At 56.1% G+C, this 23,857-nt stretch carries 25 protein-coding genes; 16 read left to right on the forward strand and 9 right to left on the reverse strand.

What is annotated here, in order from left to right; all coding sequences use genetic code 11:
• The first annotated feature begins 12 nt into the window (after window positions 1-12).
• The 3 genes from tal (at window position 13) to CGZ80_RS12970 (ending at window position 2,155) form a co-directional block, all read left to right on the forward strand.
• The gene (gene tal, locus CGZ80_RS12960; protein WP_094415013.1) at window positions 13-990 is read left to right on the forward strand and encodes a transaldolase; all 978 of its coding nucleotides are present in this window, start codon (window positions 13-15) and stop codon (window positions 988-990) included.
• Between the two features lie 97 nt (window positions 991-1,087).
• Window positions 1,088-1,414, forward strand: coding sequence for a DUF721 domain-containing protein (locus CGZ80_RS12965; RefSeq protein ID WP_094415015.1), 327 nt, complete (start codon window positions 1,088-1,090; stop codon window positions 1,412-1,414).
• A gap of 42 nt (window positions 1,415-1,456) precedes the next feature.
• Window positions 1,457-2,155, forward strand: coding sequence for a class I SAM-dependent methyltransferase (locus CGZ80_RS12970; RefSeq protein WP_198953682.1), 699 nt, complete (start codon window positions 1,457-1,459; stop codon window positions 2,153-2,155).
• A gap of 26 nt (window positions 2,156-2,181) precedes the next feature.
• On the opposite strand, the gene CGZ80_RS12975 is transcribed toward CGZ80_RS12970, so the two are convergent.
• The 4 genes from CGZ80_RS12975 to cobA are packed head-to-tail and all read right to left on the reverse strand — an operon-like array spanning window position 2,182 to window position 5,928.
• Window positions 2,182-3,387, reverse strand: a complete 1,206-nt coding sequence (locus CGZ80_RS12975; protein WP_094415017.1) for a molybdopterin molybdotransferase MoeA — start codon at window positions 3,385-3,387, stop codon at window positions 2,182-2,184.
• Window positions 3,384-4,115, reverse strand: coding sequence for a molybdenum cofactor guanylyltransferase (locus tag CGZ80_RS12980; RefSeq protein WP_094415018.1), 732 nt, complete (start codon window positions 4,113-4,115; stop codon window positions 3,384-3,386). Before CGZ80_RS12980 ends, CGZ80_RS12975 begins: the two co-directional genes overlap by 4 nt.
• Window positions 4,112-4,426 carry a carboxymuconolactone decarboxylase family protein gene (locus CGZ80_RS12985; protein WP_198953683.1) on the reverse strand — a complete coding sequence of 105 codons (315 nt, stop codon included), beginning with the start codon at window positions 4,424-4,426 and terminating at the stop codon, window positions 4,112-4,114. Before CGZ80_RS12985 ends, CGZ80_RS12980 begins: the two co-directional genes overlap by 4 nt.
• On the reverse strand, window positions 4,423-5,928 hold the full coding sequence (gene cobA, locus CGZ80_RS12990; protein ID WP_094415268.1) for a uroporphyrinogen-III C-methyltransferase: 1,506 nt from the start codon (window positions 5,926-5,928) through the stop codon (window positions 4,423-4,425). Before cobA ends, CGZ80_RS12985 begins: the two co-directional genes overlap by 4 nt.
• A 452-nt stretch (window positions 5,929-6,380) precedes the next feature.
• Between cobA and rpsT the strand changes: the two genes are divergently transcribed.
• The gene (gene rpsT / locus CGZ80_RS13000; RefSeq protein WP_094415021.1) at window positions 6,381-6,644 is read left to right on the forward strand and encodes a 30S ribosomal protein S20; all 264 of its coding nucleotides are present in this window, start codon (window positions 6,381-6,383) and stop codon (window positions 6,642-6,644) included.
• A gap of 108 nt (window positions 6,645-6,752) precedes the next feature.
• On the opposite strand, the gene CGZ80_RS13005 is transcribed toward rpsT, so the two are convergent.
• The gene (locus CGZ80_RS13005) at window positions 6,753-8,777 is read right to left on the reverse strand and encodes an ATP-dependent DNA helicase (protein ID WP_094415023.1); all 2,025 of its coding nucleotides are present in this window, start codon (window positions 8,775-8,777) and stop codon (window positions 6,753-6,755) included.
• Between the two features lie 500 nt (window positions 8,778-9,277).
• Between CGZ80_RS13005 and recA the strand changes: the two genes are divergently transcribed.
• From recA to ruvX, 8 genes are all read left to right on the forward strand, one after another.
• The gene (gene recA, locus CGZ80_RS13010) at window positions 9,278-10,390 is read left to right on the forward strand and encodes a recombinase RecA (protein WP_094415025.1); all 1,113 of its coding nucleotides are present in this window, start codon (window positions 9,278-9,280) and stop codon (window positions 10,388-10,390) included.
• Window positions 10,391-10,578: 188 nt separating this feature from the next.
• Window positions 10,579-11,169, forward strand: coding sequence for a DJ-1/PfpI family protein (locus tag CGZ80_RS13015; protein ID WP_094415027.1), 591 nt, complete (start codon window positions 10,579-10,581; stop codon window positions 11,167-11,169).
• Window positions 11,162-11,545 (forward strand): DUF971 domain-containing protein, encoded by a 384-nt coding sequence (locus tag CGZ80_RS13020; protein ID WP_233148398.1) that lies wholly within the window; start codon window positions 11,162-11,164, stop codon window positions 11,543-11,545. The genes CGZ80_RS13015 and CGZ80_RS13020 overlap by 8 nt, the downstream gene beginning before the upstream one ends.
• Window positions 11,546-11,885: 340 nt before the next feature.
• Window positions 11,886-12,665: an NRDE family protein gene (locus CGZ80_RS13025; protein ID WP_094415272.1), complete on the forward strand. Its 780-nt coding sequence runs from the start codon at window positions 11,886-11,888 to the stop codon at window positions 12,663-12,665.
• Between the two features lie 222 nt (window positions 12,666-12,887).
• Window positions 12,888-14,066 (forward strand): hypothetical protein, encoded by a 1,179-nt coding sequence (locus tag CGZ80_RS28270; protein ID WP_198953684.1) that lies wholly within the window; start codon window positions 12,888-12,890, stop codon window positions 14,064-14,066.
• A 128-nt stretch (window positions 14,067-14,194) separates the two neighbouring features.
• The gene (locus CGZ80_RS29230) at window positions 14,195-14,293 is read left to right on the forward strand and encodes a 50S ribosomal protein bL37 (protein ID WP_372894368.1); all 99 of its coding nucleotides are present in this window, start codon (window positions 14,195-14,197) and stop codon (window positions 14,291-14,293) included.
• A 45-nt stretch (window positions 14,294-14,338) separates the two neighbouring features.
• Complete coding sequence (locus CGZ80_RS13035) at window positions 14,339-14,875, forward strand: 3-hydroxyacyl-ACP dehydratase FabZ family protein (RefSeq protein WP_094415029.1); 537 nt, start codon at window positions 14,339-14,341, stop codon at window positions 14,873-14,875.
• 49 nt (window positions 14,876-14,924) lie between these two features.
• Window positions 14,925-15,386 carry a Holliday junction resolvase RuvX gene (gene ruvX, locus CGZ80_RS13040; protein ID WP_315851417.1) on the forward strand — a complete coding sequence of 154 codons (462 nt, stop codon included), beginning with the start codon at window positions 14,925-14,927 and terminating at the stop codon, window positions 15,384-15,386.
• 177 nt (window positions 15,387-15,563) lie between these two features.
• Here the strand turns inward: ruvX and CGZ80_RS13045 are convergent, their stop codons facing one another.
• Window positions 15,564-15,782: a hypothetical protein gene (locus CGZ80_RS13045; RefSeq protein ID WP_233148399.1), complete on the reverse strand. Its 219-nt coding sequence runs from the start codon at window positions 15,780-15,782 to the stop codon at window positions 15,564-15,566.
• A gap of 273 nt (window positions 15,783-16,055) precedes the next feature.
• Window positions 16,056-16,451 (reverse strand): hypothetical protein, encoded by a 396-nt coding sequence (locus CGZ80_RS13050; protein ID WP_094415033.1) that lies wholly within the window; start codon window positions 16,449-16,451, stop codon window positions 16,056-16,058.
• Window positions 16,452-16,679: 228 nt separating this feature from the next.
• Here CGZ80_RS13050 and CGZ80_RS13055 point away from each other — a divergent pair, with 228 nt between their 5' ends.
• Window positions 16,680-17,099, forward strand: a complete 420-nt coding sequence (locus CGZ80_RS13055; RefSeq protein ID WP_143543905.1) for a hypothetical protein — start codon at window positions 16,680-16,682, stop codon at window positions 17,097-17,099.
• Window positions 17,100-17,248: 149 nt separating this feature from the next.
• On the opposite strand, the gene CGZ80_RS13060 is transcribed toward CGZ80_RS13055, so the two are convergent.
• Window positions 17,249-18,058 carry an SDR family oxidoreductase gene (locus CGZ80_RS13060; protein ID WP_198953685.1) on the reverse strand — a complete coding sequence of 270 codons (810 nt, stop codon included), beginning with the start codon at window positions 18,056-18,058 and terminating at the stop codon, window positions 17,249-17,251.
• Between the two features lie 35 nt (window positions 18,059-18,093).
• Window positions 18,094-19,923, reverse strand: a complete 1,830-nt coding sequence (locus tag CGZ80_RS13065; protein WP_094415039.1) for a UbiD family decarboxylase — start codon at window positions 19,921-19,923, stop codon at window positions 18,094-18,096.
• A 203-nt stretch (window positions 19,924-20,126) separates the two neighbouring features.
• Here CGZ80_RS13065 and CGZ80_RS13070 point away from each other — a divergent pair, with 203 nt between their 5' ends.
• The 3 genes from CGZ80_RS13070 (at window position 20,127) to CGZ80_RS13080 (ending at window position 23,856) form a co-directional block, all read left to right on the forward strand.
• Window positions 20,127-21,581 (forward strand): leucyl aminopeptidase, encoded by a 1,455-nt coding sequence (locus tag CGZ80_RS13070; RefSeq protein ID WP_255407708.1) that lies wholly within the window; start codon window positions 20,127-20,129, stop codon window positions 21,579-21,581.
• A 59-nt stretch (window positions 21,582-21,640) separates the two neighbouring features.
• Window positions 21,641-22,846, forward strand: a complete 1,206-nt coding sequence (gene lpxB / locus CGZ80_RS13075) for a lipid-A-disaccharide synthase (protein WP_094415043.1) — start codon at window positions 21,641-21,643, stop codon at window positions 22,844-22,846.
• A gap of 233 nt (window positions 22,847-23,079) precedes the next feature.
• On the forward strand, window positions 23,080-23,856 hold the full coding sequence (locus tag CGZ80_RS13080) for a hypothetical protein (protein ID WP_143543906.1): 777 nt from the start codon (window positions 23,080-23,082) through the stop codon (window positions 23,854-23,856).
• Window position 23,857 lies beyond the last annotated feature (1 nt).

The raw sequence follows: 23,857 nt of genomic DNA on the forward strand, positions 1-23,857 counted from the left end.
GGAAAAAGAAAAGTGTCTAGCGGAGCCAACCAACTGGATCAGTTGAAACAATACACCACCGTCGTTGCAGACACTGGTGACTTTGAATCGATGCGAGAGTTCGAACCGCAGGATGCCACGACCAACCCGTCGCTGATTCTGGCCGCCTCGGGCCAACCACAGTACGAGTACCTGATCGATCAGGCGATCGAAGAGCACGCGTCGAAGTCGATGTCGGACTCCGAACGAGTCGCGTCGATCATCAACCGCGTGTTGATCTTGTTCGGCAAGGAAATCTTGAAGATCGTTCCAGGACGCGTTTCCACCGAAGTCGACGCTAGCCTGTCGTTCGACACCAAGGGCACGATCGACTTGGCCCATCATCTGATCGACCTTTACAAACAAGAAGGCATCGAACGCGATCGCATCCTGATCAAGATCGCGTCGACTTGGGAAGGCATCAAAGCAGCCGAACAACTCGAGAAGGAAGGCATTCACTGCAACCTGACGCTGTTGTTCTCGTTGTCGCAAGCGGTTGCATGTGCCGAAGCCAACGTGCAACTGATTTCGCCATTCGTCGGTCGTATTTACGACTGGTTCAAAGCGTCGACCGGGCAAGAGTACACCGGTGCGGACGATCCCGGTGTCCAATCGGTCCAGCAGATCTACAACTACTACAAAAAGTTCGGCTACAAGACCGAGGTCATGGGAGCCAGCTTCCGTAACGTTGGTCAGATCACCGAATTGGCTGGCTGCGATCTGCTGACGATCAGCCCGAAACTGTTGGCCGAACTCGCCGGATCGACCGATCCGATCGAAAAGAAATTGGACGAATCGGCCGCGGCATCGAGCGACATCGAGCGTTTGGAACTGGACGAAAAGACGTTCCGTTTCCTGTTCAACGAAGACGCGATGGCAACCGAGAAGACGGCCGAAGGCATCCGCAAGTTTGCGGCCGACATGCGAAAGCTCGAAAAGTTGATCGCCGACAAGGCTCAAGCCGCTGTCTAAGCGATGGCATAAACAGTCAAGCCGCCGGGCGATTGTCACGGCGGCATGCGTGTTTGAAATCCCGATCCCGTAACCTTTTTGGTTTGCCGACGACTCGATGCCACCATCGAAAAAGAACGACCAGGAAAAGAAGGGTGCTCAGCGGATCGGAAATCTGGTCAGCCAGCTAATGTCCCGACGCGGCTACGCTCAGTCCGCCGTCAACGACGAATTCTTGGCTGCGATCACCGCAGCAGTCGGCCAGGGCATCGCGAACGAGATCACCGTCGGCAAACTCAATCGCGGCGTACTGAAAGTCTTCGCCAGTGACTCGGTCACGATCCAAGAGCTGACGTTTCAAAAGCGGATGATCTTGCGGCGGATTCAATCCACGATGCCACAAGCCAAAGTGACGGACATTCGTTTTGCCGTTTTGACCAAGTAGGCTTCATTGGAGTGATTCGGCCGGTCTGATAAGATCCCGAACATGACAACTCAAGATACAAGTGAAGTCCCACAGGACTTGGTCGACGCCGCCAACACGCTGTTGGACTGGCATTGGCAGGAAACTCAAGTCGGCGGGCAAGCCTGGCAAATGGCGGTCGCCAGCGATCCAGATGCGATGTTGGTCGATGCTTGCGAACGACAGGACGCCGGCGAGGAAGGTGTCATCGATCCGTTTTGGGCGACGACTTGGCGAGCCGCCGCGGGCTTAGACCAGTTTATCGGCGAATTAGATCTCGCCGGTAAACGAGTGCTGGAGCTTGGCTGTGGGACAGGCCATGTCGGAATCGCGGCGGCACTTCGTGGGGCCAGCGTGATCTTGACCGATGGGGTAGAAGACCCACTGCATCTGGTGCGGATGAGCAGTTACCCCGTACGAGATCGATGTGAGATTCAGCGGCTGCGTTTTGGGATGGACCGTCTCGACGAACGATTCCCGATCTTGCTAGGGAGCGATGTCACGTACCAGCGGCAACTCTGGCCGGAGTTGATCGAGTGCATCGATCAGCATCTCGCGCCCGGTGGCGTGGTGTTGTTAAGCGATCCGTGTCGCATCATTGGCAACGAGTTCAGGGAGTGGATCAAAGCTCACCCGTTCAGCTATGTCGAGCACAAGGTCCAGATGGAAGACGATCCGGAGCACCCGATCCGAGTCATGGAGCTACGCCGCAAAGGCGACTAGATGTTGTCAGCGCACGGCCGGCGAATCTACCAACGGAAGAACGGCCAAGGACCGGGCGAGTCTTCTTGGGGAGAGACGCAAACGTAGCCGTCGCTTTGGGCCATCGCGACGAGGTCTCCAGAGCCTTTTGCCGGGACGAGTTCCGCCAGTCCAGGGCCAACGAGACGGGCGAGCAGCATCGCGTGAAGTGGGATCGTCTTGCGGATCGGTTCGACCAGCGTTGCCAATTCGGGCTTGGACATCCAGTGCTGACAACCGGCCATCTTGCGGATCAGTGGCACGGCGAAGCGATGGCAATTGATGGTCGCACTGACAGGGTTCCCAGGTAGTGCCAAGACCAAGCCACCGGCTTTGGTGACCGCACCCAAGATCGGCTTGCCAGGGCGAATCGGCAGGCCGTGAAAGCGAATGTTCGCACCGGCATCAGCGATCACGTCGGGGACATAGTCATAGTCACCTTTGGAAACGCCGCCAGTCATCAGCACGACGTCGGCTTCGCGAACCGCTTGCTCGAACGCTTCCGTCAACGCGTCACGATTGTCACGAACGTGCTCTTGTTTGACGACATCAACATACGCGAGTTCCGACATGATCGCGGCGACCGCGGCGGCGTTGCTGTTGCGAAGTTGCCAAGGCGAAAGCGACTTCGTTGCTGGCGGCAAGACTTCATCGCCAGTCGTCAGGATTGCGACACGAAGCTTACGTAGGACTTTGGTGGACGTGATGCCGAAGTTGGCGAGTGCGGCGGTCAGGGCCGATGTAACGACCAGGCCGGAATCGAGAACAGCGTCGCCGACGGCGGCATTTTCACCTTGGCGACGGATGTGGTCGCCTTCTTTGGTGAGTTCCAATGCGGTCGGCAGGAATCGAATGCTGTTTGGCGATTCGACGGTGTCTTCGCGTTTGACGACCGCTTGGCACTCACTGGGAATGACCGCGCCGGTGAAGATTCGGATCGCGTGACCAGGCTTCATCGTCGGCGGCTGCACACCGGGCGGACATTGGTCGCTGACAGGCAGGTCGACATCGGATTGCAAATCTTCGAGTCGGATCGCATATCCGTCCATCGCCGAAACATCAGCCGCGGGGCTGTCACGATCCGCCAGAACGGGTAATGCCAGCACCCGACCGCACGGCAAATCGACCGTGTCGATTTCGCTCACGACCGCCAATTCATCGGCGACCGCCAGTAGTGCAGATTCAGGATCCGAGAATGCAAACAGGTCGTTCATAGATCAAGACGTAGGGATTGAAGATCGGCGGGCGTGTTGATGTTTCGTGTCGAAGACTCCGGCAGCGAAACCCGGCGGGCGGCGAGACGTTTGAGCAAGTGCTGTAGTCCGTACTGACCTTGCTCGATCGAACGACGGATCGAAGGCAGAACGGTAACAGGGTAGATGCCGATCAACGGTTCGTACACGATCGGGCCGTTTCCGGCGGCACACAGAATCGTCGATCGGTCGAGCAAAAACGCCTGATGCAAGGTGCGGAGCTCGTCCACTTGCAACAAGGGTGTATCAACCGCGGTGAAGATACAACCACTCAATTGGTTTTCGGCGGCGTAACAAAGCGACGCCAAAATGCCCGAAATCGGCCCCCGCGAAGGCTGTGCATCAACAATCCGCTCGTGCTCGTGCTCGTGCTCGTGCTCGTGCTCGTGCTCGTGCTCGTGCTCGTGCTCGTGCTCGTGCTCGTGCTTCGCCGCTTCACGAAGCATTGATTCCTCAGCCAGCGAGACACAGACTTGCCCCGTCACCAATTCCAACCTTCGTACCGCGTGTTCCAAGAACGTCTTGCCAAGAAACGTTGGGCCGGAACCATGCGGACGATGAAGTCGTTCGCTCGGCAATTCGAGCGTCGCTTTCTCGCGGCCCATCCGCGAAGATTGTCCGCCGCAAAGGACAACGCCAAGCAACCGGTCGTCCGGCGCTGGGGGCATGACCGGCTTGGTGCCGGTCATGCGTTCTGTTTGTCGATGACGTCTTCGACCCAGGACTTGCCTCGCATCATCGTGGGGAATCCGATGGTCGGTGCGCTCAGCAAAGCGACGTGGCGAAGGTCATCGGCTGAACAACCGGCTTCGAGCGCTTTGCGACAATGGGAATGGGCAGCGCCTTCCAGTCCGGCGCCCAGCGAGATCGCCAGCTTCACCAACGCGACTTCGCGATCTGACAACGGGCCGGCGTCCTTGGCCGCCTTGCCGAACGATTCATAAGCCTGCATCAGTTCCGGATGGTCTTCATGCATTTTCTGATATCGCTTCGGGATCATGGCGTTTTCTCGATCGCGTCAAGTAAAGAATCAATCGTGTATGGATCCGCTGTTGCGGCGACTTGGTATCCCAGGTCGGTTAACACCTTGGCCGTCTTTGGCGACAGCGCGGCCAAGCGGGCACGATGAAGTATTGGACCATAAAGTCGGTGCAGATTGTTTGCCGTCGCGCCGCTAGTAACGGTGATCCAGTCGATGCCACCTTCGCCAAGCAACGTTTCAAATTGACCGTCCGGCTGATCAACATCGACGTTTTGATAGGCGGCGACTTCGTGAACGTCCGCCCCGCAGCGAGTCAATCGGATTGGCAATTCGTCACTGCCGCGACTGGCGCGAAAGATCAAGAAGCGTTGACCGTCCAAGCTGGAGAGGTTTTCTTGCAGGGATCCGAGCAAGCCTTCGGAACTGAATCGATGAGGGATCAGGTCGGCGAACAGTCCAAACTTGGCAAGCGATTCGGCTGTCTTGCGTCCCACCGCGGCGATTTTGCAATGGGCAAGTTTTCTTATGTCGATCGATCGTGAACGCAGTCGTTCAAAGAACGGCGGGATCCCGTTGTGGCTGCAGAAGATCAGCCAATCGGTATCGTCCAGTCGATCGATCGCGGCATCCAAGACGCTTGGATCATCAACGGGGGAAATCTCGATTGCCGGGGCGATGATGGGCGTGCCCCCCCGAGCCCGGATAAGCGCCGCCATCGAATCGGCTTGATGTCGGGGACGCGTGACGGCGATCGTTTGACCGGCGAGTGGCAGCTGCTTGCGAAGTTGTTCGATCGGCTCGGCCAGCTCTGAAACTTTGCCAATGATCGCGATTACGGGAGGACGAAAACGACTGGCCGGGGTCAACCGGTCGACGACTTCATCCAAGCGACAATGGATCGCACGCTGATCAGGCAAGCTGCAGCGGCGTACCAGAGCAACCGGCGTGGCGCGGTCCATTCCGCCAGCGATCAATGCTTCCGTCCAAACCGGGGCGGTCGTGACGCCCATGTAGATCACAAGTGTTCCAGGGAATCGGGCTAACACGTTCCAGTCGATCGCCGATTCTGCTTTGCCGGGTTCCTCGTGACCGGTGACCAAGGCGACCGCGGAGGCGTATTTGCGGTGCGTGATCGGGATGCCGGCGTAGGATGCCGCGGCCAAGGCGGCGGTGATGCCGGGGATGATTTCGAACGGAATGTTGGCTTCGATCAGCGCGTCAACTTCTTCGGCGGTGCGGGCAAACACGGCCGGGTCGCCGCCTTTCAATCGCGCCACGACTTTGCCATCACGGGCATGACGCAGCATTTCGTCGATGATCTCAGTCTGCTTCCAAATTCGCGAGTGCCCGTGTTTGCCGACGCAGATGTGTTCGGCTTGAGGGGCGTGGGACAGCAGACTCGGGTTGCTTAGTCCGTCATACAGGACAACGTCCGCTTGCGCGAGTGCCGCCGCACCCCGCAAGGTAAGTAGCTCGGGATCGCCCGGACCGGCGCCGATCAAATAAACGTAGGGATTCATCACTCCAATTGAACCCATTCGTTTCCGGTGGTGCAGGAGGGGGGACAGATTTTCCCTGTCAAACGACGATTCGCCGATCTTCCCCATGCAAATCTTTGCGAAACGGCTTCAATCCGAAAGGTTTAGCGGAGGGATGCAAAGCGGAGGGCCGATGCAACTCAACCCACGACATCGATGCAGTACCGCGCGATGTCGTTGACATGGTCGAGATCGGTCCCCCAACTGCCACCGTTTGGTCGTCACCCACGCGGCCTTTTGCTGGCGCAGTAGAATGTGACGCAAACAGCGATCGGGCGGATTTGTCAAGTTTTCTGGCACCCAATCGGGCGGGCAAGAAAAGTTATCCCTGGACACATCGCCAGCGCATCGCCATACTACGCGGCTCGATTCAAACCGATCAGATATCAAAACACATCAAAATCACGCTTTCCGGCAAAAGTTAACAGAGAAAGATGCCAAACACCGCAAGTGCAAAGAAACGGTTGCGTCAGAACGAAAAGCGTCGTCTGCACAATCGCACGCTCCGCAGCCGTATGCGGACTCAACTTCGTAAGGTTCGCGAAGCCGTCGCTTCTGGCGACGGAGAAAAGGCACAGACCGAATACCGCATTGCAGCAAAACGTCTGGATCAAGCTGCCGCCAAGAACCTGATCCACAAGAACGCCGCCGCTCGCGGTAAGAGCCGCTTGAACAAGCTGGTTAAGACTCTCGCTTAATTGCGAAGCGATAGAAAACAAACGTTAGCGTCCTCCGATTCGTTCGAAGGACGCTTTCTTCGTTTGTGGATCCGCCACTGCAGCGTCAGCATCGAATCATGTGACGCGTTAGGGCTGTTTGACCGAAGCGTATTCAATCGGCTGTTCCGGCAGCGATGACAAGAACACTTTGCCATACGGCTTGGTGCAAACTCTTGGGTCCAGCACGACGACCATCCCGCGATCGGAACGGGTTCGGATCAGTCGGCCGACACCCTGGCGGAACTTGATCGCCGCTTCAGGCACCTGGTACTCGACAAACGGATTGCCGCCGCCAGAACGGATCGCTTCCAACCGAGCTTCGAGCAGCGGGTGATCGGGTACGGCAAAGGGCAGCTTGGTGATGATGACGTTGGTCAGTGCCGATCCGGGAACGTCGACGCCTTGCCAGAAGCTGTCGGTGCCGAACAGCACACCCGGTTCACGTTTAAATGCGTCGACCATTTGTGTCCGATTCTGATCGCCGCCTTGGGTGTATAGCGGCAACTGGCGTTCGGCAAAGTGACGCGCCAACCGGGCCGCACATAGCTTCAGCAATCCGTAGCTGGTAAACAGCACAAACGCATGACCGTTGGATTGGTCGACGTACTTCTTGATCTGTTCGGGTAGCTGTCGCTCGAACAGTTCACGTTCACGCGACGGGTCAGGCATGTCGCGAACAATGACGACTTTCGATTGCTTGGCATAATCGAATGGGCTGCCGACACGGACCGACATGCCGCCGGTCAGTCCGATCCTTGATCGAAAGAACGAGAATTTGTCGTCATCGCCTGAAGCGATCGTCGCGCTGGTCATCACGACACTGCGAATGGCTTTGTCTTGGAACAGGCATTCGCGAAGTTGGGCGCCCACATCGATCGGCGACGACGACAATTCGACGCGGTCCATCCCCGAGCGTGATGGCTTGGATTCGATCCAATACACGGTGTCATCGTCGCGTTGGCGGATCCAGCGGTCTAGCGACGACGCCAGCAGCACCAGGCGATCGTGGGCCGATTCGAAGTCCAACCGGTCGGCTTCGTCGCGTTGGCCATTGGCTTGCATCGCCAGCTTTTTGGCGAGCTCATGCATCGGCTCGCTCAGCGGATTGCTAACGATGTCCGGTTGGCGAACCCGCCCGTTGGATCCGCCGTGATCACGCAGCCAATCCAAAATGTCCGCAAAAAACTCGCTGTGGGCAAAGCGAATCCGATCGACCAGTTGCTGTAGACCAGTCAGCCCTTTGTCGACAAGCAGGCCTTTTTGATTGCGGTCGTTGTAGAGTCGATCAAGTAAAAACAAAAACTGACCGCTGGTTAAACGCAGGCCCAAGTGGTCGCCCGCGGCAGCTTCGATGGTGTGGCATTCGTCCAGGATCACCGCGTCGTAATCGGGCAGCATCGAGACGCCTTCACGGCGGAGTGCCAAGTCACTGAAAAACAACGCGTGGTTTACGATCAACAGCTGTGCGTGCTGGGCGCGACGACGGGCCTTGAAGTAAAAGCAGTCGGCGAAGTGGTCGCACTGCTTGCGCAGGCAATTGCCGGTGTCGCTGACGATCTCGCTCCAGACTTCACCGTCCGGCCGCACCGGCATGGTGGCGAGCGAACCGTCGCTCGTATCGTGCGTCCACGCACGAATTTTATTGAGCTGCTGATACTGGTGATCCGATCCTAACATCGACGTCATTTTGGCCATCGTGCGGTCCAGACGGCGTTTGGACAAATAGTTGCCGCGGCCTTTGACCAAGATGCTGGAAAACTCGCGGGGGATGACGCTGTTGAGTAGCGGCAGGTCTTTGGCGATCAGTTGTTCTTGCAAGCTGATCGTGTGGGTGGCGATCAAGACCCGCGGCTTGCGATTGTCGTTTTCGTCTTCGCTGTTGCGGATGATCGCTTCGCCGGTGGCATGCAGAATCGCAGGGACGAGGTAAGCAAAGCTCTTTCCCGTTCCGGTGCCAGCTTCGGCAACTAAGTGTTTACCGGTTCGCAAAGCCGTCGCGACCGCATCCGCCATCTCCAATTGTTGGGAGCGTGGCTCGTACCCAGGCAAGCGCGCAGCGATTCGCCCTTCGGATCCGAGAATGGATGAAACGGTCAGTTCAGGATCGGACAAGTTTGCAAGCGGGTAGGGCGGTCGTCGATGCGGGGGCAGGTCGCAACCGGCAGAGTACCAAAACCGAGCGATGGCGGACAGCGATCGCGGGAAGCAACCAAGCGATCACCGAGAGCGGGATCACGCTCGTACGTCGTAGATCTGAATCGGGCAGTAAGCGATCCAAGCCAAGTTGATTTGCTAGCAAATATGCGGCTTCGGTAAAGCGTTCCGGGGGAGGGGACTCGCGATTGGCAGCGTTCTAAGATGCGGTTGGTATGTGGTGACCGTATGTGTCCCATTGCCCGCGATAAAGCAGGTGTCCCCAAAAGAAATCAGTCGCCAACAAGTTTTCCACGCTTGTTTGCTTGTGACTGGTAGCAGTCGCGGGTAAGTTTCACGGTCGGTGTTTCCGACCGGTCCGACCAGGGGGGTGGCGGTCGAGCGGACGGGGTGTCAGCGGTAACCAACCGCACCATCATCGCCAACAATTTCAAACGTGGCAAAGAAGGAAGCAGAAGATGGCTAAGAAGAAAGCAACCAGCAAAGGTCCTAAGGTCGATCCAAACCTGAAAACGATTTTGGAACGCGAACCGGGCTTGGCGACCACCCTTCAGCAAATCGACAAGACCTTTGGCGAGGGAGCGATCATGCCCCTCGGTGCGACCGGTCACTTGACCATCGAGGGCATCCAAACGGGCAGCCTTTCGCTGGACATGGCACTTGGCGGTCAGGGAATTCCACGTGGACGGATCATCGAAATCTATGGGCCAGAATCGAGCGGTAAAACGACGTTGGCTTTGCACGTTTGTGCGGAAGCGCAAAAGGAAGGTGGCATCGCGGCAATCGTCGACGCCGAACACGCGTTTGATCCAACCTGGGCCAAAAAGCTGGGCGTCGAGTTGGACACGCTGCTGGTCAGCCAACCGGGCAGCGGTGAAGAAGCGATGCAGATCTGCGAGATGCTGGTCAAAAGTAACGCCGTCGACGTCATCGTGATCGACTCGGTCGCGGCTTTGGTTCCCAAGAAAGAACTCGAAGGTGAAATCGGTGACAGCCACGTCGGTTTGCAAGCACGTTTGATGAGCCAAGCGTTGCGTAAGTTGACCGGTGCGATCGCCAAGAGCAAATGTGCCGTGATCTTCATCAACCAGATCCGTGAAAAGGTCGGTGTGATGTTCGGTAGCCCCGAAACGACGCCTGGCGGTCGGGCATTGAAGTTCTACAGTTCTTGCCGAATCGATGTTCGCCGTATCGGTGCACTTAAAGATGGCGAAGAACAAGTCGGTCAGCGCGTAAAAGCCAAGATCGTCAAGAACAAAGTCGCACCTCCGTTCCGCATCGCCGAGTTCGACATGATGCACAGCAACGGTATCAGCTACGAAGGCGACTTGTTGGACCTCGGCACCAATCACAAGATCATCAACCGCAGCGGTGCGTGGTTTAAGTACGGCGAAACCTACTTGGGCCAAGGGAAAGAGAAAGCACGGAATTTCTTGATCGAAAACACCGATGTCGCTGAAGAGATCAAGAACAAAGTCATGGCCGAAGGCGGCTTCGGACCACCGGTTGACGAAGCCCCAATGGTCGATGACGCGAGCGAGTTGGATTCCGAAGAAGTCACCAATTCGTAAACTTCATCGCGACAAACGTAGACGCGCTAGTCACGGGATTTCGATTGCCAGTTTCGGCATCCAGAACCTTGTCTAGCGCCAATGCAGCCTGTCTAGCGCCATCTGCCTAACCCCATTGCGTGCGACGTGATCAGGTATCATGCGACGTTCTGCAAAGAACTCCCTCCCGATACCTTCCGTCGCAAGTTATGTCGCAAGAAAAAGTCTTGATCGTGATCGGTGATGCCACCGAGACATTGGACACGATGTATCCCTATTACCGCTTGATCGAAGCGGGGTTTAAACCGGTTGTTGCCGCGCCCGAAAAACGTCGCTACCAGATGGTCTTGCACGAGATCAAACCGGGCTGGACTATCACCAAAGAATGGGAAGGCTACACCTTAGACGCCGACGTCGCGTTTTCGGAAATCGATCCCGCGGAATACGTGGGCATCATGTTTAGTGGTGGTCGCGCTCCCGAATACATTCGCTATGACGAAGACTTGGTCCGTGTCACCAAGCATTTCTTTGCAGCCGGCAAACCGATCGCAAGCGTCTGTCATGGCGTCGAGATTCCCGCCTATGCCGACTGTGTTCGTGGCCGAAAAATGGCAACTGTTCCCAAGTGCCAATTCGATTTGGAAGTCTGTGGCGGGATCTTCGTCAACGAGCCGTGTGTGGTTGATGGCAACTTAGTTAGCGGTCGAACGTTCCATGACAACGGCCACTACATCGGACCTTGGATCGAACTGCTTGAGAACGCACGTGAAGCAGCGGCATTCCCAGCCGGACGTGATTGAGCAAGACTGGTGTGAAGGTTCAATCAACGGCAACTTTCACTTTCAAGATCCCACGCACAAGAAATCGATGGACGCGATTCCAGAATCAATCACCCGTGATGGCGAAACGGCTATCGTGATCCAGTGGTCTGACGGCAAGACCACAAGATGGACGGCAGCAAAGCTGCGGGCGGCGTGTCCATGTGCGACCTGTCGTGAAAAGAAACGCGGGCAATCCAAATCGCCCGCGATGCTTCCGGTTTTAAGTGCTGCGGAGGCCAAGCCGCTGACAATCGACTCGATGCGTCCCGTCGGATCGTACGCTTACAACATCGGTTTTAGCGACGGTCACTCCTCTGGTTTGTTCCAATTTTCGATGCTTCACGCTGATCAATAACCGCGTGAGGTTGTGGGGGATCGCCAGTAAACTCGGCTCCGTCGGCGCACAAAACCCGATCCGGATTTTCTCACGAACGTTGATTCGGGTTGGTATCAAACCCGCCGTTAGCTGCATTTTTGCACAGTGTTTGGCGTAAAAGATTGCCCAGTGGGGACCAGAGGCATCCTTGAACCCGAATTTACGCGGGTTTTTCCTATCTAATACCCCACCAGGGGGTGCAGGTTGCAGCGTGACGCAGATAGATTGGCGTTCGTCGTGAACGACCTGATGCGGCATAAATCCGCTAGGGCGTTTGCGGTTTTACCGCAACCAACTGATCTTTGAAAAGAAGTTCCCGATGTGCTTATTGGCCGTTCAGTATCAATTGGTCCCAGAAAGTCCGATTCTTGTTGCCGCCAATCGAGAGGAATATTTTGACAGGCCAAGTCTGACACCTTCGATCCAATCTGGAAAGCCCCGTGTCCTGTGTGGGATCGATCAAAAAGCTGGTGGTACTTGGCTAGGCGTAAACCAAAACGGTTTGTTTGTCGGGGTTTGTAACCGAGCGACAACGATGCCTTTGTTTGGGCAGCGTTCTCGTGGCTCACTCGCAATGGACTTACTCCGTTGCACCAGTGCGTCGCGAGCTTTGGAAAAAGCGCTCAACGAACTTGGCGAGACGCAATACGAAGGTTGCAACCTTGTGATTGCCGACGCGAAGTCGGGTTATGCAATTTATTCGGATCAACGTCAAGAAGTGGTCGATCTTCAACCCGGGTTGAACATCATCGGATCACACAACTTGAATGACCCCGATGACGAACGCGTCAGCATGGCACGTCGTCTGTTGACCCTGCAAACCTTGGATTCGCCGGTGAAATTCCTCGCCGTCGCGAGCCGCGTTTTTGCCCGTGCACCCGTTGGCCCTGGCCGACCAAGCATGGTTATTCGCAATAAAGATTACGGAACCGTCAGCAGTTCGTTGATCGCTTTGGGCGTCAAACCCCGCGACGCGATCTACCAATACAGCAACGGTGCTCCGGATCAAACCAAGTACGAAGACTGCTCGCCGATGCTTCGCGATATCCTCAGCCGTGGACTGCGTGAAGCTCGCACCAAAGCCAAAGTTGGTGCTTAAGCACTTCTGAACGATCTTTGCTATCTAACGAAACGCCGCATCGATTTGATGCGGCGTTTTGCGTTTCGGATGACAGCATCTCGGACTTGAGTCAAACTCAGAAAACTTCTCTATCTGCCAAAAGCATCGATCCCTAGACTCCCCAAAGTCGCTGGCGAAACCCCGTAACGGATGCGGATTTGCTAGCACTCTGACCAAAACCCAAACAGGGAGTTTTCGGGCATGGATGCCATTGCACGTCGCTCATTTGTGCTTGTGTGTTTGCTAACACTGGAGATCGGTTTTCCGGTTCTCTGTCACGGCCAAACCAAGCGAAGTCAGAACTTCTACGTCGAAGCCGAAACTCAAGCACTCGCCGACGCCGTTTGTGAACAAGCCGAACGTTCTCGCAAAGAACTCGCGATCTATTGGCTCGGAAAAGAGTTGCCACCATGGCCGCAGCCCTGTCCGATCACGGTTCACGCCGGTCCACGATTGGCGGCCCAAGGGGCGACGACCTACAACCCACGACCGGTTAGCAACTTCCGCATGGAAGTGATCGGGACAACCGAAAGAATTCTCGACAGCGTCTTGCCACACGAAGTCACTCACACGGTGTTGGCGACACACTTCGGACGCCCATTGCCACGTTGGGCCGATGAAGGCATTTGCACCACCGTCGAACACGCCGCCGAACGAAACAAACACGAACACAAACTGCGTGAATTCCTGCGCAGCAAACGCGGCATCGCGATGAACCGGTTGTTTCTACTGACCGAGTATCCGCAAGACATGCTCCCCATGTATGCCCAAGGCTATTCGGTTTGCCGCTTTTTGGTTGAACAAGAAGGCCCACATCAGTTCATTCACTTCTTGGAAGACTGGATGAAAACGAACTCGTGGACCAGCAACGTTAAGAAGTACTACGGCTACGATTCGTTGTCCGACCTACAGCAAAGTTGGCTCAATTGGGTTGCCGATGGCAGCGGTCCCGTCGACGCCTATGTTTCCAACACGCGACGATCAAACGGGGCTCAGCCAAGCGTTTCACTCGCCTCGGCAAACTTGGGGCAAAACGCCCCATCGCAAAACGCCGAGTTGTCGCTTAATGCCCCATACCAGCCTTCGCCGTCGACGGCACTGGCGGCCATCGGGAAAGGTCGCCAAACAGGCAACCGGCAAGACGCAGGGACTCCAATGGGTGGATCTACGATCGACAGTTGGTACCTGCGACAGCGTCAGCAAACAGCGGCAGGCAAAATTGCTACCAGTGACCGATCGGACGCCCCCCATGACGCCCGACCAAACACACATTTACTCGGCACCACCTCAGCTGGACGCAATTACATGCCGATGCAAACGAGATCCGACTACAGTGTGTCTCAACCACAAGACGAACTAAGATACGGACAATACCGCTAGTGGTCGCCCATGATTGGGTTCAACCATGAAATGAGACAAAGCACTAGTGGTAACACTACCGCGGTGAACGAAATTCTGCTATTTTCTGCGGTCTTCGAAATTCCTCCACTCTCACACCTGATTGATTGATGGCCAAGCCACACCACAAGTTGAAGAAAGCGAACCACGGACGTCGTCCGGCCAGCGCCAAAGCACGCAAGGCAAAACGCAAAAAGATCAAGACCTAAGCATTTCGCCGCTCCGATTTGACTCTACCTGCGGAAGCGACTGCCGTGGCCAAAACCGACTTTATTGTTGACCTTTCGTTGCTGGATCATGATCAGCCGACTGCTGATCTGGATGCCATTCGAGCGTTGAATCCTCAACGTCACGAGATGGAGCATCTGACGGGCATCTTGTATGAAGATGTCGAAACGCTTCGCTGCGCCGGGTACAAAGACGTCACCCACGACGAGTTCTGGGTGCGTGGTCACATGCCGGGGATGCCGGTCATGCCAGGCGTGATTCAGCTCGAAGCCGTCGCCCAATTGTCCAGCTTCTTTGCCCAAAAGCACGATTTGCTGGGGGCCGAGATGGTCGGTTTTGGTGGCGTTGATGCCGCCCGTTTTCGCGACGTTGTCGTTCCTGGTGATCGATTGGTGCTGATGATTCGCTTGACCAAAGCACGTCGCAACCGAATGATCGTTGCTGAATTCCAAGGCGTCGTCGGCGATAAACTGGTTGTCGATGGCACCATTCGCGGCATCCCGCTACCGGTTGCTGCTGTGAAAACTCACCTAGCCGCGCGAGCCGCGCAGAACGCTGTCTGATCCATCATCTGACTCTGATCATTTTCCGACTTCAGGCCGGATCGCTTCGATCGATTATGGCACCGTCCGAATTGGTGTTGCCGTTTGCGACCCTTCGCGGTCGCTAGCCAGCCCCGTTGAAGTCTACCAGGTTCGTTCTCCGGACCTGGACGCCAAGTATTTCCGGACGCTTGCAAAAGAAGAGCGTCTAGTGGGGTTTGTCGTTGGTCTGCCAATTCACTGCGACGGCCAAGAGAGCCAGAAAAGTCAGGAATCGCGGGCGTTTGCCCGTTGGTTGCATGACGAAACCGGGTTGCCGATCCGACTTTTCGACGAGCGATTCAGTACCGCAGCGGCGAAAGAACGGCTTCGAACCGGTTCGATGACGCGAAAGAAAAACAAGAAGCGGCTCGACGCTGTCGCCGCGCTCGTTCTGCTCGAGTCGTTTCTGGAAGCCTGTCGATATCACGAGACAGTGATGGGCCAATCAATCGAACAATCCGGTGGTGGTGCCGACGCACTCGAGGATTGATCGAATAAGACCTAGCGGACGAGGAGTTCATCAGGACATCACTCCTCGTCCAGTGTCAGCACGCGTTGAAACCCTTCGAGTCAACGAAGCTTTGCGAATAAGAGCCTTGAGCGGTTTGGCCACGCTGGCTCCGCAAAACATTGTCCTCTGCGGAAACTACCGCTGAGAACCGACGCATTAGGCGGCTTCCGCGAACAGGGTGTCGACCAGGTTTTGGAACCGGCGATCGGCTTCTTCACGACGGGCTTTACGCTCTGAAAGCGACCAGTTGGACCGGATGTCACGAACTCGACGCATGATCTCAGCGTCCGACAGTTGCAATTGATCAACAGTGTTCTCAGTTTGAGAAACGATTCGCGAATCCAGTACTTCAGTGTTGCAAACAGCGTTCATCATCTTTCAATCCCTCGTAAGAAAAGGGCCGACCAGTGCTGATCGGTTTTCGGGGTTCCGTTGGTTTGGCAACCGACCCAGTTGGTTGCCTTCTTTCGATTTTGTCAGTTCTTCTCGATCCGACGAATACAACTAATTGCAACCAGTGTGCCAATCAATGACCTAGAGCGGAAAAAATAGCTGAGAGTTCGCGGAAAAGATGCAAACTGCGTCGAAAACGGGTTGTTTCGACTTTGACGGCAGGAGAATCAGCCCAGCTGGGCGCTCAACTTTGGGTCATCCGCTGAGCAAACTTTCAAAGCTTTGAAAATTCTTCCACTGTCGAAGCGGCAGAATCATGATCGAAAACCGATCAATCTTGGCAAATCCGCTAATGCTTTGAATGAGCGTTCGCCAATGGGTGGGGCTTCCGTGACCACGAAGCTCCAAATATTGGATTTGGCCAGCCGCGTCGTAAATCATCCCCACGAGCTGGTGATCTGGGCCCGACCAAGCGATTGAGCCGTCCGGTTCGGTCAGGGCGGAGAGCTGCTCCAGTCGATCCATCGCCGCTTCGAATGTGGTGGGAATTGGCAGCTGACGGCCGGACAGAGTCTCGTCGGCAATTCCTTCTGCGACGGGACCGTAGACGTGAATGTGAAAGGTCGACAGCGGATTGGAAGATTGGCTCATCCAAGGATTTTGCCGGCAATGCGTTGCTTCGACAATCCGAGCCCGAATGTCTTACCAAAGTGGCGCAACTCTTAAGACAGTTCAGCTGGGCTGTAGACCGAATCAGCAGACCTGAGTGAGATGCTTTTGCACCGGAAAGCCATTTCGTTGAAAGCAAATGCTTTGCGGAACGCCTAACGGTCGGGAATGTTTCGGGACTGTATCACCCGCGAACACGACAGGGAGTCAGTGCTTATGTACAGAGTTCACGCGATCTATTCGCTGGCTGTGGTCCTGACCATTGCTACGGTAGCAACGGCCGCACCAGCGAAAACGGATCGATCGATTTTGATCGGTCCGAATGATCGGTGGGATGACGAGACCGTCCATGAAGAGACGGCATCGAGTCAAATTAATTTTGCCCCGATGATCAACGATTCGTTCGTTCCGACACCGATCCCGGCACCCATTACGGATGCTGAGCCCTTACCCGTTTCTGATGATTCGACCGATGCGTCGCCGCATTCATTGAAGCATCAGGAACAGAAGCGAAAATCCGCACATGCAAACCACGAGTCTTCGAAAAAGAAGCCAACGGTGGTGGATCGGATTCGCGATTTTGACCGCCGAAGCAATGCTTGGTTCAAGCGAACATTTATGGGCGGCTAGCACCGTGTCGAAACTTGCCAAACTTTCCTGACGCGAGTGCTCTCTCCACTTCTCCGCTCATCAATCGCACTTGTCTTGCCAGACGATGCGCCCGACCGAAAGCACCTTCGGCGGGCGCTTTTTCTTTTCTGCCGACCGGCTGATTTCTCTCAGCCCGTATTCTCGCCAACTTGCAACCCGTCAGGTGCAAACACTGTCCGGCCACCGTCAACGGGCAAGCAGACTCCGTTGACGAACGTGTTCTCACAAAGAAACCGCACCGCGTGTGCGACGTGTTCGGCGGATCCGATGTTGCCACCCAAGGTGCTCGCGCACAGTTTTTGTCGCTGTGCATCAGGGACTTCATCAGCCAACAAAACCGGGCCTGGCTTGATACAGTTAACCCGGATGGAATCGTTCAGCTGCGCTAGCTCAACCGCGAGCGAACGCGTCATAACATCGACCGCACCTTTGCTGGGAAAGTACGCGGCGTGATCAAGGTACGGCCGTTCGGTCGCCCAATCGCCGATGTTGACGATGCAGCCGCCTTTCGCTTGGTTCGCCATCGCTTGTCCAGCGGCGCGAGCACAAAAGAACGACGCCATCGTGTTGATTTCAAAGTACCGTCGCATCTCATCGGCGGTGATGTCGGCCAGCTTGGTCGGTTGCCAGATCGCGGCGCTATTAACCAGAATGTCGAGACGTGAAAACTGATCGACGCATTCGCTGATTAAACGTTGCGGGGTCTCACTGTCTTCTAGCGCACCGATCGCAACGGACGTTTCGACATCAAACTGCTGTCGCAATCTTTCTGCCGCCGTATGAGCTTGGTCGACACTATGGTTGGCGTGCAAGACAATCCGGCAACCGGCGGCGGCCAACTCCATGGCGATCGTTTGTCCAACACGCGGAGCTCCGCTGCCGGTGATTAACGCGACCGGCGCGTCGCAGTCAAAAACGCGTTGCAAAAGATTCGTCATCACGATGCCATTCGTCGGTGGGTTATGTCAGTCCGTTAAAGATACTTTGCCAACGGGCCACCGCGTGCGGCACGGGCGTCGACTTTGGCGGTCGTCTCGGGGTCTTCGATCAGCCCCGGTGCTTGCCAAGGTTTAAAGCGGGCGTCGATGACCAGACTGCCTCGACAGCCCCAATGTTTGGCAACGGTTTCGCTTTCGATTCCCGCGATGTCGGTGGCCGGGTTGCTTCTTGTGAACGTCGTCCACAACCAGTTTTGCAGGTTCCGGGCGGCAAAATCACTGTCGTCGACGATCGTGATCAGCGGGAAAGAGGCGATCGAATCACTTGCCGAAAACGCCTCACAAAAACGCTGAATCTCCGCCGCTCCGCTGTCACGCTGGTAAGCGTCAGCCTGGACAGCCAAGACACCCGGCATGACGACTTTCGGTGAACTGAATCCTCCGGGGAGATTCAAATCCGACGGCAGTTTTGTTGGTAACGAGCGTCTTGGGGGACCGGCCGCGGCGACGACGACTTTGGATCCGCGATTGAAACCTTCGCCGCTGTAATCAAGCGTGTCGATGGTCGTCGACGTGTAAAAGTGCAAGTCGCGTTTGGTATCGATTCGGCACAGCACGTAGTGCAGGAACGATTCGATATTGTGCAGGTCCAGTTCGTCGTCTCGATCGTCCGCGATGAATAGGTACTTTGCCAAGGACAATTGTCCGTTGCCAAGAATCGCGTTCGCTTGAGTCAACAATTCCTGCGGGGCGGTTTCATTGAGGTACGGCATGTACCGTTCGCTGCCAATCGCCAGCAGCAGTGGATGGACGCCAGCCGCATCGACCGCATGAACCGCTTTGACACCTGGAATCACGGTCGGAATGATCGGGTCGGTCAGCTCGTGGATCAGTTGTCCGAACGTGGTGTCTTCTTGCGGAGGACGGCCGACGACAGTGAACGGCCAGATCGCATCTTTTCGATGCCAGACCTTTTTGACTTTTAGAACCGGAAACGGATGCTGCAAGCTGTAGTAACCGAGGTGATCGCCGAAAGGGCCTTCCGGTTTGGTGACATCGGGATCGATGCTGCCGATGATCGCGAAGTCGGCGTCACTATAAACGGGCGCATGATTTCCACGAACCATTCCGATTCGCCGACCGGCCAGCGCTCCGGCGAACGTCAATTCAGTCAGGCCTTCTGGCAACGGCATCACCGCAGCGACGGTCATCGCGGGCGAGCCACCGACGGTGATCGTGACGTTCAGAGACTGCGATTTGGATAAGGCTCGCTTGTGATGAACGCCGATCCCACGATGGATCTGATAGTGCAACCCGGTTTCATCGCCCGCGTATTCGTTGCCCGACAGCTGGACGCGGTACATCCCCAGGTTCACTCGCATCAGGTTTTCTGGTGCATCGGGGTCGGCACTCAAGACCTGCGGCAACGTCACGAAGGCACCGCCATCGTCAGGCCACGATTTCATCATTGGCAAATTCGCGACGGCGCACTCGTTTTCGCAAACCGGACCGCGGCGAACGAATTTGGGCAACATGCGGGTCGCTGTCAGAGGTACGCCCGCATAGCGAAACGGTCGCTTGGGAATCGCCGAAGGATCGATTTTGACTTCGATCAACCGACGAACGGATTCCAATGTGTCGCGAAACAGATACCGTGCTTGTTCGATCGAACCAAACAAGTTCGAAACCATGGGGAAAGATGTTCCCGTTGGATTCGTGAACAAGACCGCAGGCCCGCCATTGGCATAGACACGGCGTTGGATCTCGGCCATTTCCAAGTTAGGATCGACCGCCTCGGTGACTTCAAGCAGATAGCCACCGGCTCGGAGGTCGTTAACCGTGTCTCGGGTGCTGCGGTGCTTCATGGCGAGCGGTAAACTGACGCGCGTTAAACGATGGAAGTTTAAAAAAACAAGTTTTGTAACTTAACCGTGGGTGGGATCGACCACCGGCTGCGTTGAATGGTTAAGTCCCAAACCAATTCGAAATCACTGTTGAATCATCTCATGTCGGAAACTTCGTCACAGTCTCAACGGAAATCCATCTTGGGGCAATTGCCCAACCCACAATCTCCACCACAAACCCCGGCGCCGACGAGCCCTGTGACGTGGCGATTGTTGGCATTTGTGATGGTGCGGCACTCAGTCCGACTGCGGCGCTGATCGACAGCGAAATTGGTGGGGCAATCGGACGCCTCCGCGATGCCGGCAAGCTGTCGTCTGACGAAGGCGAAACGATGTTGCTGGCCGGGCCCGGTGCTGGTGGTCCCGAGTTGGTCCTTGTTATTGGTCTCGGTAGCCTAAAGTCCGACCACGAATCCAACCGCGAGTTGGCCTTCCGGTTAACGAGTCAGTCGGTTCGATCGCTGGTCAGCAAATCGCACAAGAAACTCTTCATCGCGCTCGGCGAATACTTTGATGCCTCGGCTCATGACTCCGTCGTAGCGGGTGCCCTGTATGCCTTGGAAGGCCAATCGATCTACCGAACCAAAGCGGTGATCAACGTTCCCGAGACACTCGTGTTCTCGTCAATCGAACAAGACGCTGTCACCCGCGGCACGATCATCGGTCAATCGGTCAACTTGACTCGCCGCTTGGTCAATGAACCCGCCTCGGCGATTTATCCGGAATCACTGGCCGACTTGGTTTCTGATCTGGCTTCTGACAACGGGATCGAATGCGAAGTCTGGGACGAAACCAAACTGGCCGAAGAAAACTGTCGCTCGATCTTGGCCGTCGGTGGCGGAAGCGACCGACCACCGCGTTTGGTGATCTTGCGTTACAACGGCGGTGAAACGGGCGAGGCACCTGTCGCGTTGGTCGGCAAAGGCGTCACGTTTGACAGTGGCGGTCTGTCGCTGAAACCCAGTGACGGCATGATCGACATGAAGTGCGACATGGGCGGCGCCGCAACCGTGATCGGAGCCATCAACGCGATCGCCAAGCTGGGCATCAAACGCAACGTCATCGCGGTCTGTGGCTTAGCCGAAAACATGGTCAGCGGATCCAGCTACAAACTCGGCGACGTGATCAAAACACGCAGCGGAAAAACGATCGAGATCTTGAACACCGACGCCGAAGGCCGCGTGGTCTTGGCGGACGCATTGAACGTCGCGATCGGTTTCAAGCCGTCAGCGATGGTGGATCTCGCCACGCTCACCGGCGCCTGCATGGTCGCACTCGGCAACGAAGTCGCCGGGCTGATGACGAACGACCAAAGCGTCGCCGATCAAGTTTTCGCTGCTGCCAAAGTCGAAGGCGAACTGCTGTGGCAATTGCCGATGCTGCCGCTCTATGACGAGAAAGTGAAAAGCAAAGTTGCCGATATCAAAAACATCGGCGAAGGACGTTGGGGCGGTGCGATCACGGCGGCCAAGTTCCTCGAGAACTTCGTCGACAAGACTCCTTGGGTTCACCTGGACATCGCCGGCCCGGCGTTTTCCGATAGCCCCAAACCGTTCCGAGATGCCGGAGCAACCGGCGTCTATGTGAAGACCTTGGTTCGCTGGATCGAGTCTCTGTAACTCGCCGGCCTTGCCCAGTTTATCTTGACGCTCTTGACTGCTTTGCTTATCCAAACGGGATGAGCAAAACGATCTTTTTTTCAGTCGGTGAACCCAGTGGTGACGAACACGCGGCCCACTTAATCGAGGTGCTCCGCGAAAGGCAACCGGACCTGCGTGTGCGCGGGTTCGGCGGTCGTGAAATGCGTCGGGCTGGTTGCGACGTCGACCTGGATCTGACCGAACACGCCGTCGTCGGGATCTTAGAGGTCCTGCCCAAGCTGCGGCAGTTCTTTCGCTTCGTCGACGATGCCGAAGCGATCTTTGCGACCGGTGAAATCGATGCCGTGGTCCTGGTCGACTTTCCAGGTTTCAATTGGCACATCGCCAAGCGAGCCAAAAAGTACGGTATTCCGGTTTACTATTATTGTCCGCCGCAACTTTGGGCCTGGGCATCGTGGCGGATTCGCAAGATGAAAGCCACCGTCGATCATGTGTTGGCCGTTTTGCCGATCGAGCAGCAGTTCTTTTCCGAGCACCAAATCCCCACGACCTTCGTCGGGCACCCGTTTTTTGATGCCGTCGACCAAGCACAGCTCAGCGAAACAAGCATCGCTTCGATCCGCCAATCCGCCGCAGATGGTCCGACGGTTGCCGTCCTTCCCGGGTCGCGGACCGCAGAGGTGTTCGGCAACTGGCCGGTGATGTTGTCCGCCATCGCAGAACTGAGCGAGCAGCATCCGAAGGCACGCTTCGCTGTCGCGGGATATCGCGACAAGCATTTGCAGTTTTGCAAAGACGAGTACCAGCGTTTTGTGAATCGCGAAGGCCGCAACTTGCCCATCGATTTTTATCAGGGCGCGACCAGCGAAATCATTGACCAAGCGACCTGTGCGATGATGGTTAGCGGCTCGGTCAGCTTGGAACTGATGGCAAGGCAAACCCCTGCGGTGGTGATGTATCGAGTGGGGCGATTCTTGTACGCCTTCGGTCGCTGCGTGGTCAAAGTCGACAGCGTGACATTGCCGAACTTGATGCCCGACCCAGAATCCGATTCACGTCCTTTTCCAGAGATGATCAGCGTTGGGAACCCGGCCCCGGCCAGCCAATTTCTGGTTGATGAAATCGGCCGGTTGCTTGCCGATGATCAGTTGGTTGCCGAGCGGCGCCAGCAGCTCGCCAGGCTCAACCGTTTATATGCCCAGACGGGGGCCAGCGTGCGAGCGGCGGACAAATTACTGGAGCTTCTTGACCACCCCGGTGCCATCGCCAAACGCGTCGCGTGAACCCATTCGAGGGGTTTGACTGGCCGAACAGCTTCGTTCCCGCAAATCACGGGTGAAACGTGTTGGAAAGCGGCATTCTGAAGGCGTAAATAGGTGAAAATTTCGCGGTCAGATGCCAAACCAAACGGTCGGGGATTGCGTACGTGGGTGATTCAGGAGTTTGTCTGCGCCTTGATCGCAGCGATCCTTCACTGATGAACTTTACGTATCGACCTTGAATTGATCACTTCCCGATGACGACCGATTCGACCTCCCCGCGGACGCTCGGCGCGGTAATGAGCAGTGAGACTGGATATGAGACCCAGGACACGCCGCTGCGTATTTCCGGCTTCATTGCCCTGATTTTGGCCCTGATTAGCGGCTTCGCCACCGTCGCGTTGCCGATGGTCTTGGTGGGGATTCTCGCGCTCATCATCGCCCTCTTTGCACTGCGCAAGAACCGGCCTGGAATGGAGGGTGTTCGTCCGGTCGGAACCGGGGTGGCTAAAGTCGCGATCATCGTGGCGAGCTTCTTCATGGCCTGTAGTTTGGCCCGGTATGGCTCGAAATATCAAACCCTCGGTTCGCAGGCCGAGTATTTCGCACGCCAATTCGTTCGTGTCGCAAGCAGCGGAAACGAAATCTACGCCAGGGAGCTTCAAAAACGGTACGTGAACCGATACCTCAAAACGATGCCGTTGGAAGTTCACTACGAAAACGCTCGCCGCCAACGTGAAGAACAGAGCCGTCGAGAAGGCACCGAGACTTACCAAGAAGAAGACTCCACGGTGTCCGATCTTGCGAAGTACGACGTCGATCATGAATGGGTCTTGTGGCGTCCAGTGCGCGTCTACAACCACTATGGTCAGCAAAAAGCCGAGGTCATCTTGGCTGCGGGACCAGAGGAGAACGCGTATCGACTCCGTCTCGAGCTCGACTACCTCGTCCACAAAGAACGCGGAAGCAGCGAATGGCACGTCGCAACTGCAACCCCATTCCATGAACGGATCGTTGCCGAGAGCATTCTGTAGT

Origin of the sequence: Rhodopirellula sp. MGV, assembly GCF_002251265.1 — a bacterium.
Taxonomy (GTDB): Bacteria; Planctomycetota; Planctomycetia; order Pirellulales; family Pirellulaceae; genus Stieleria; species Stieleria baltica_A.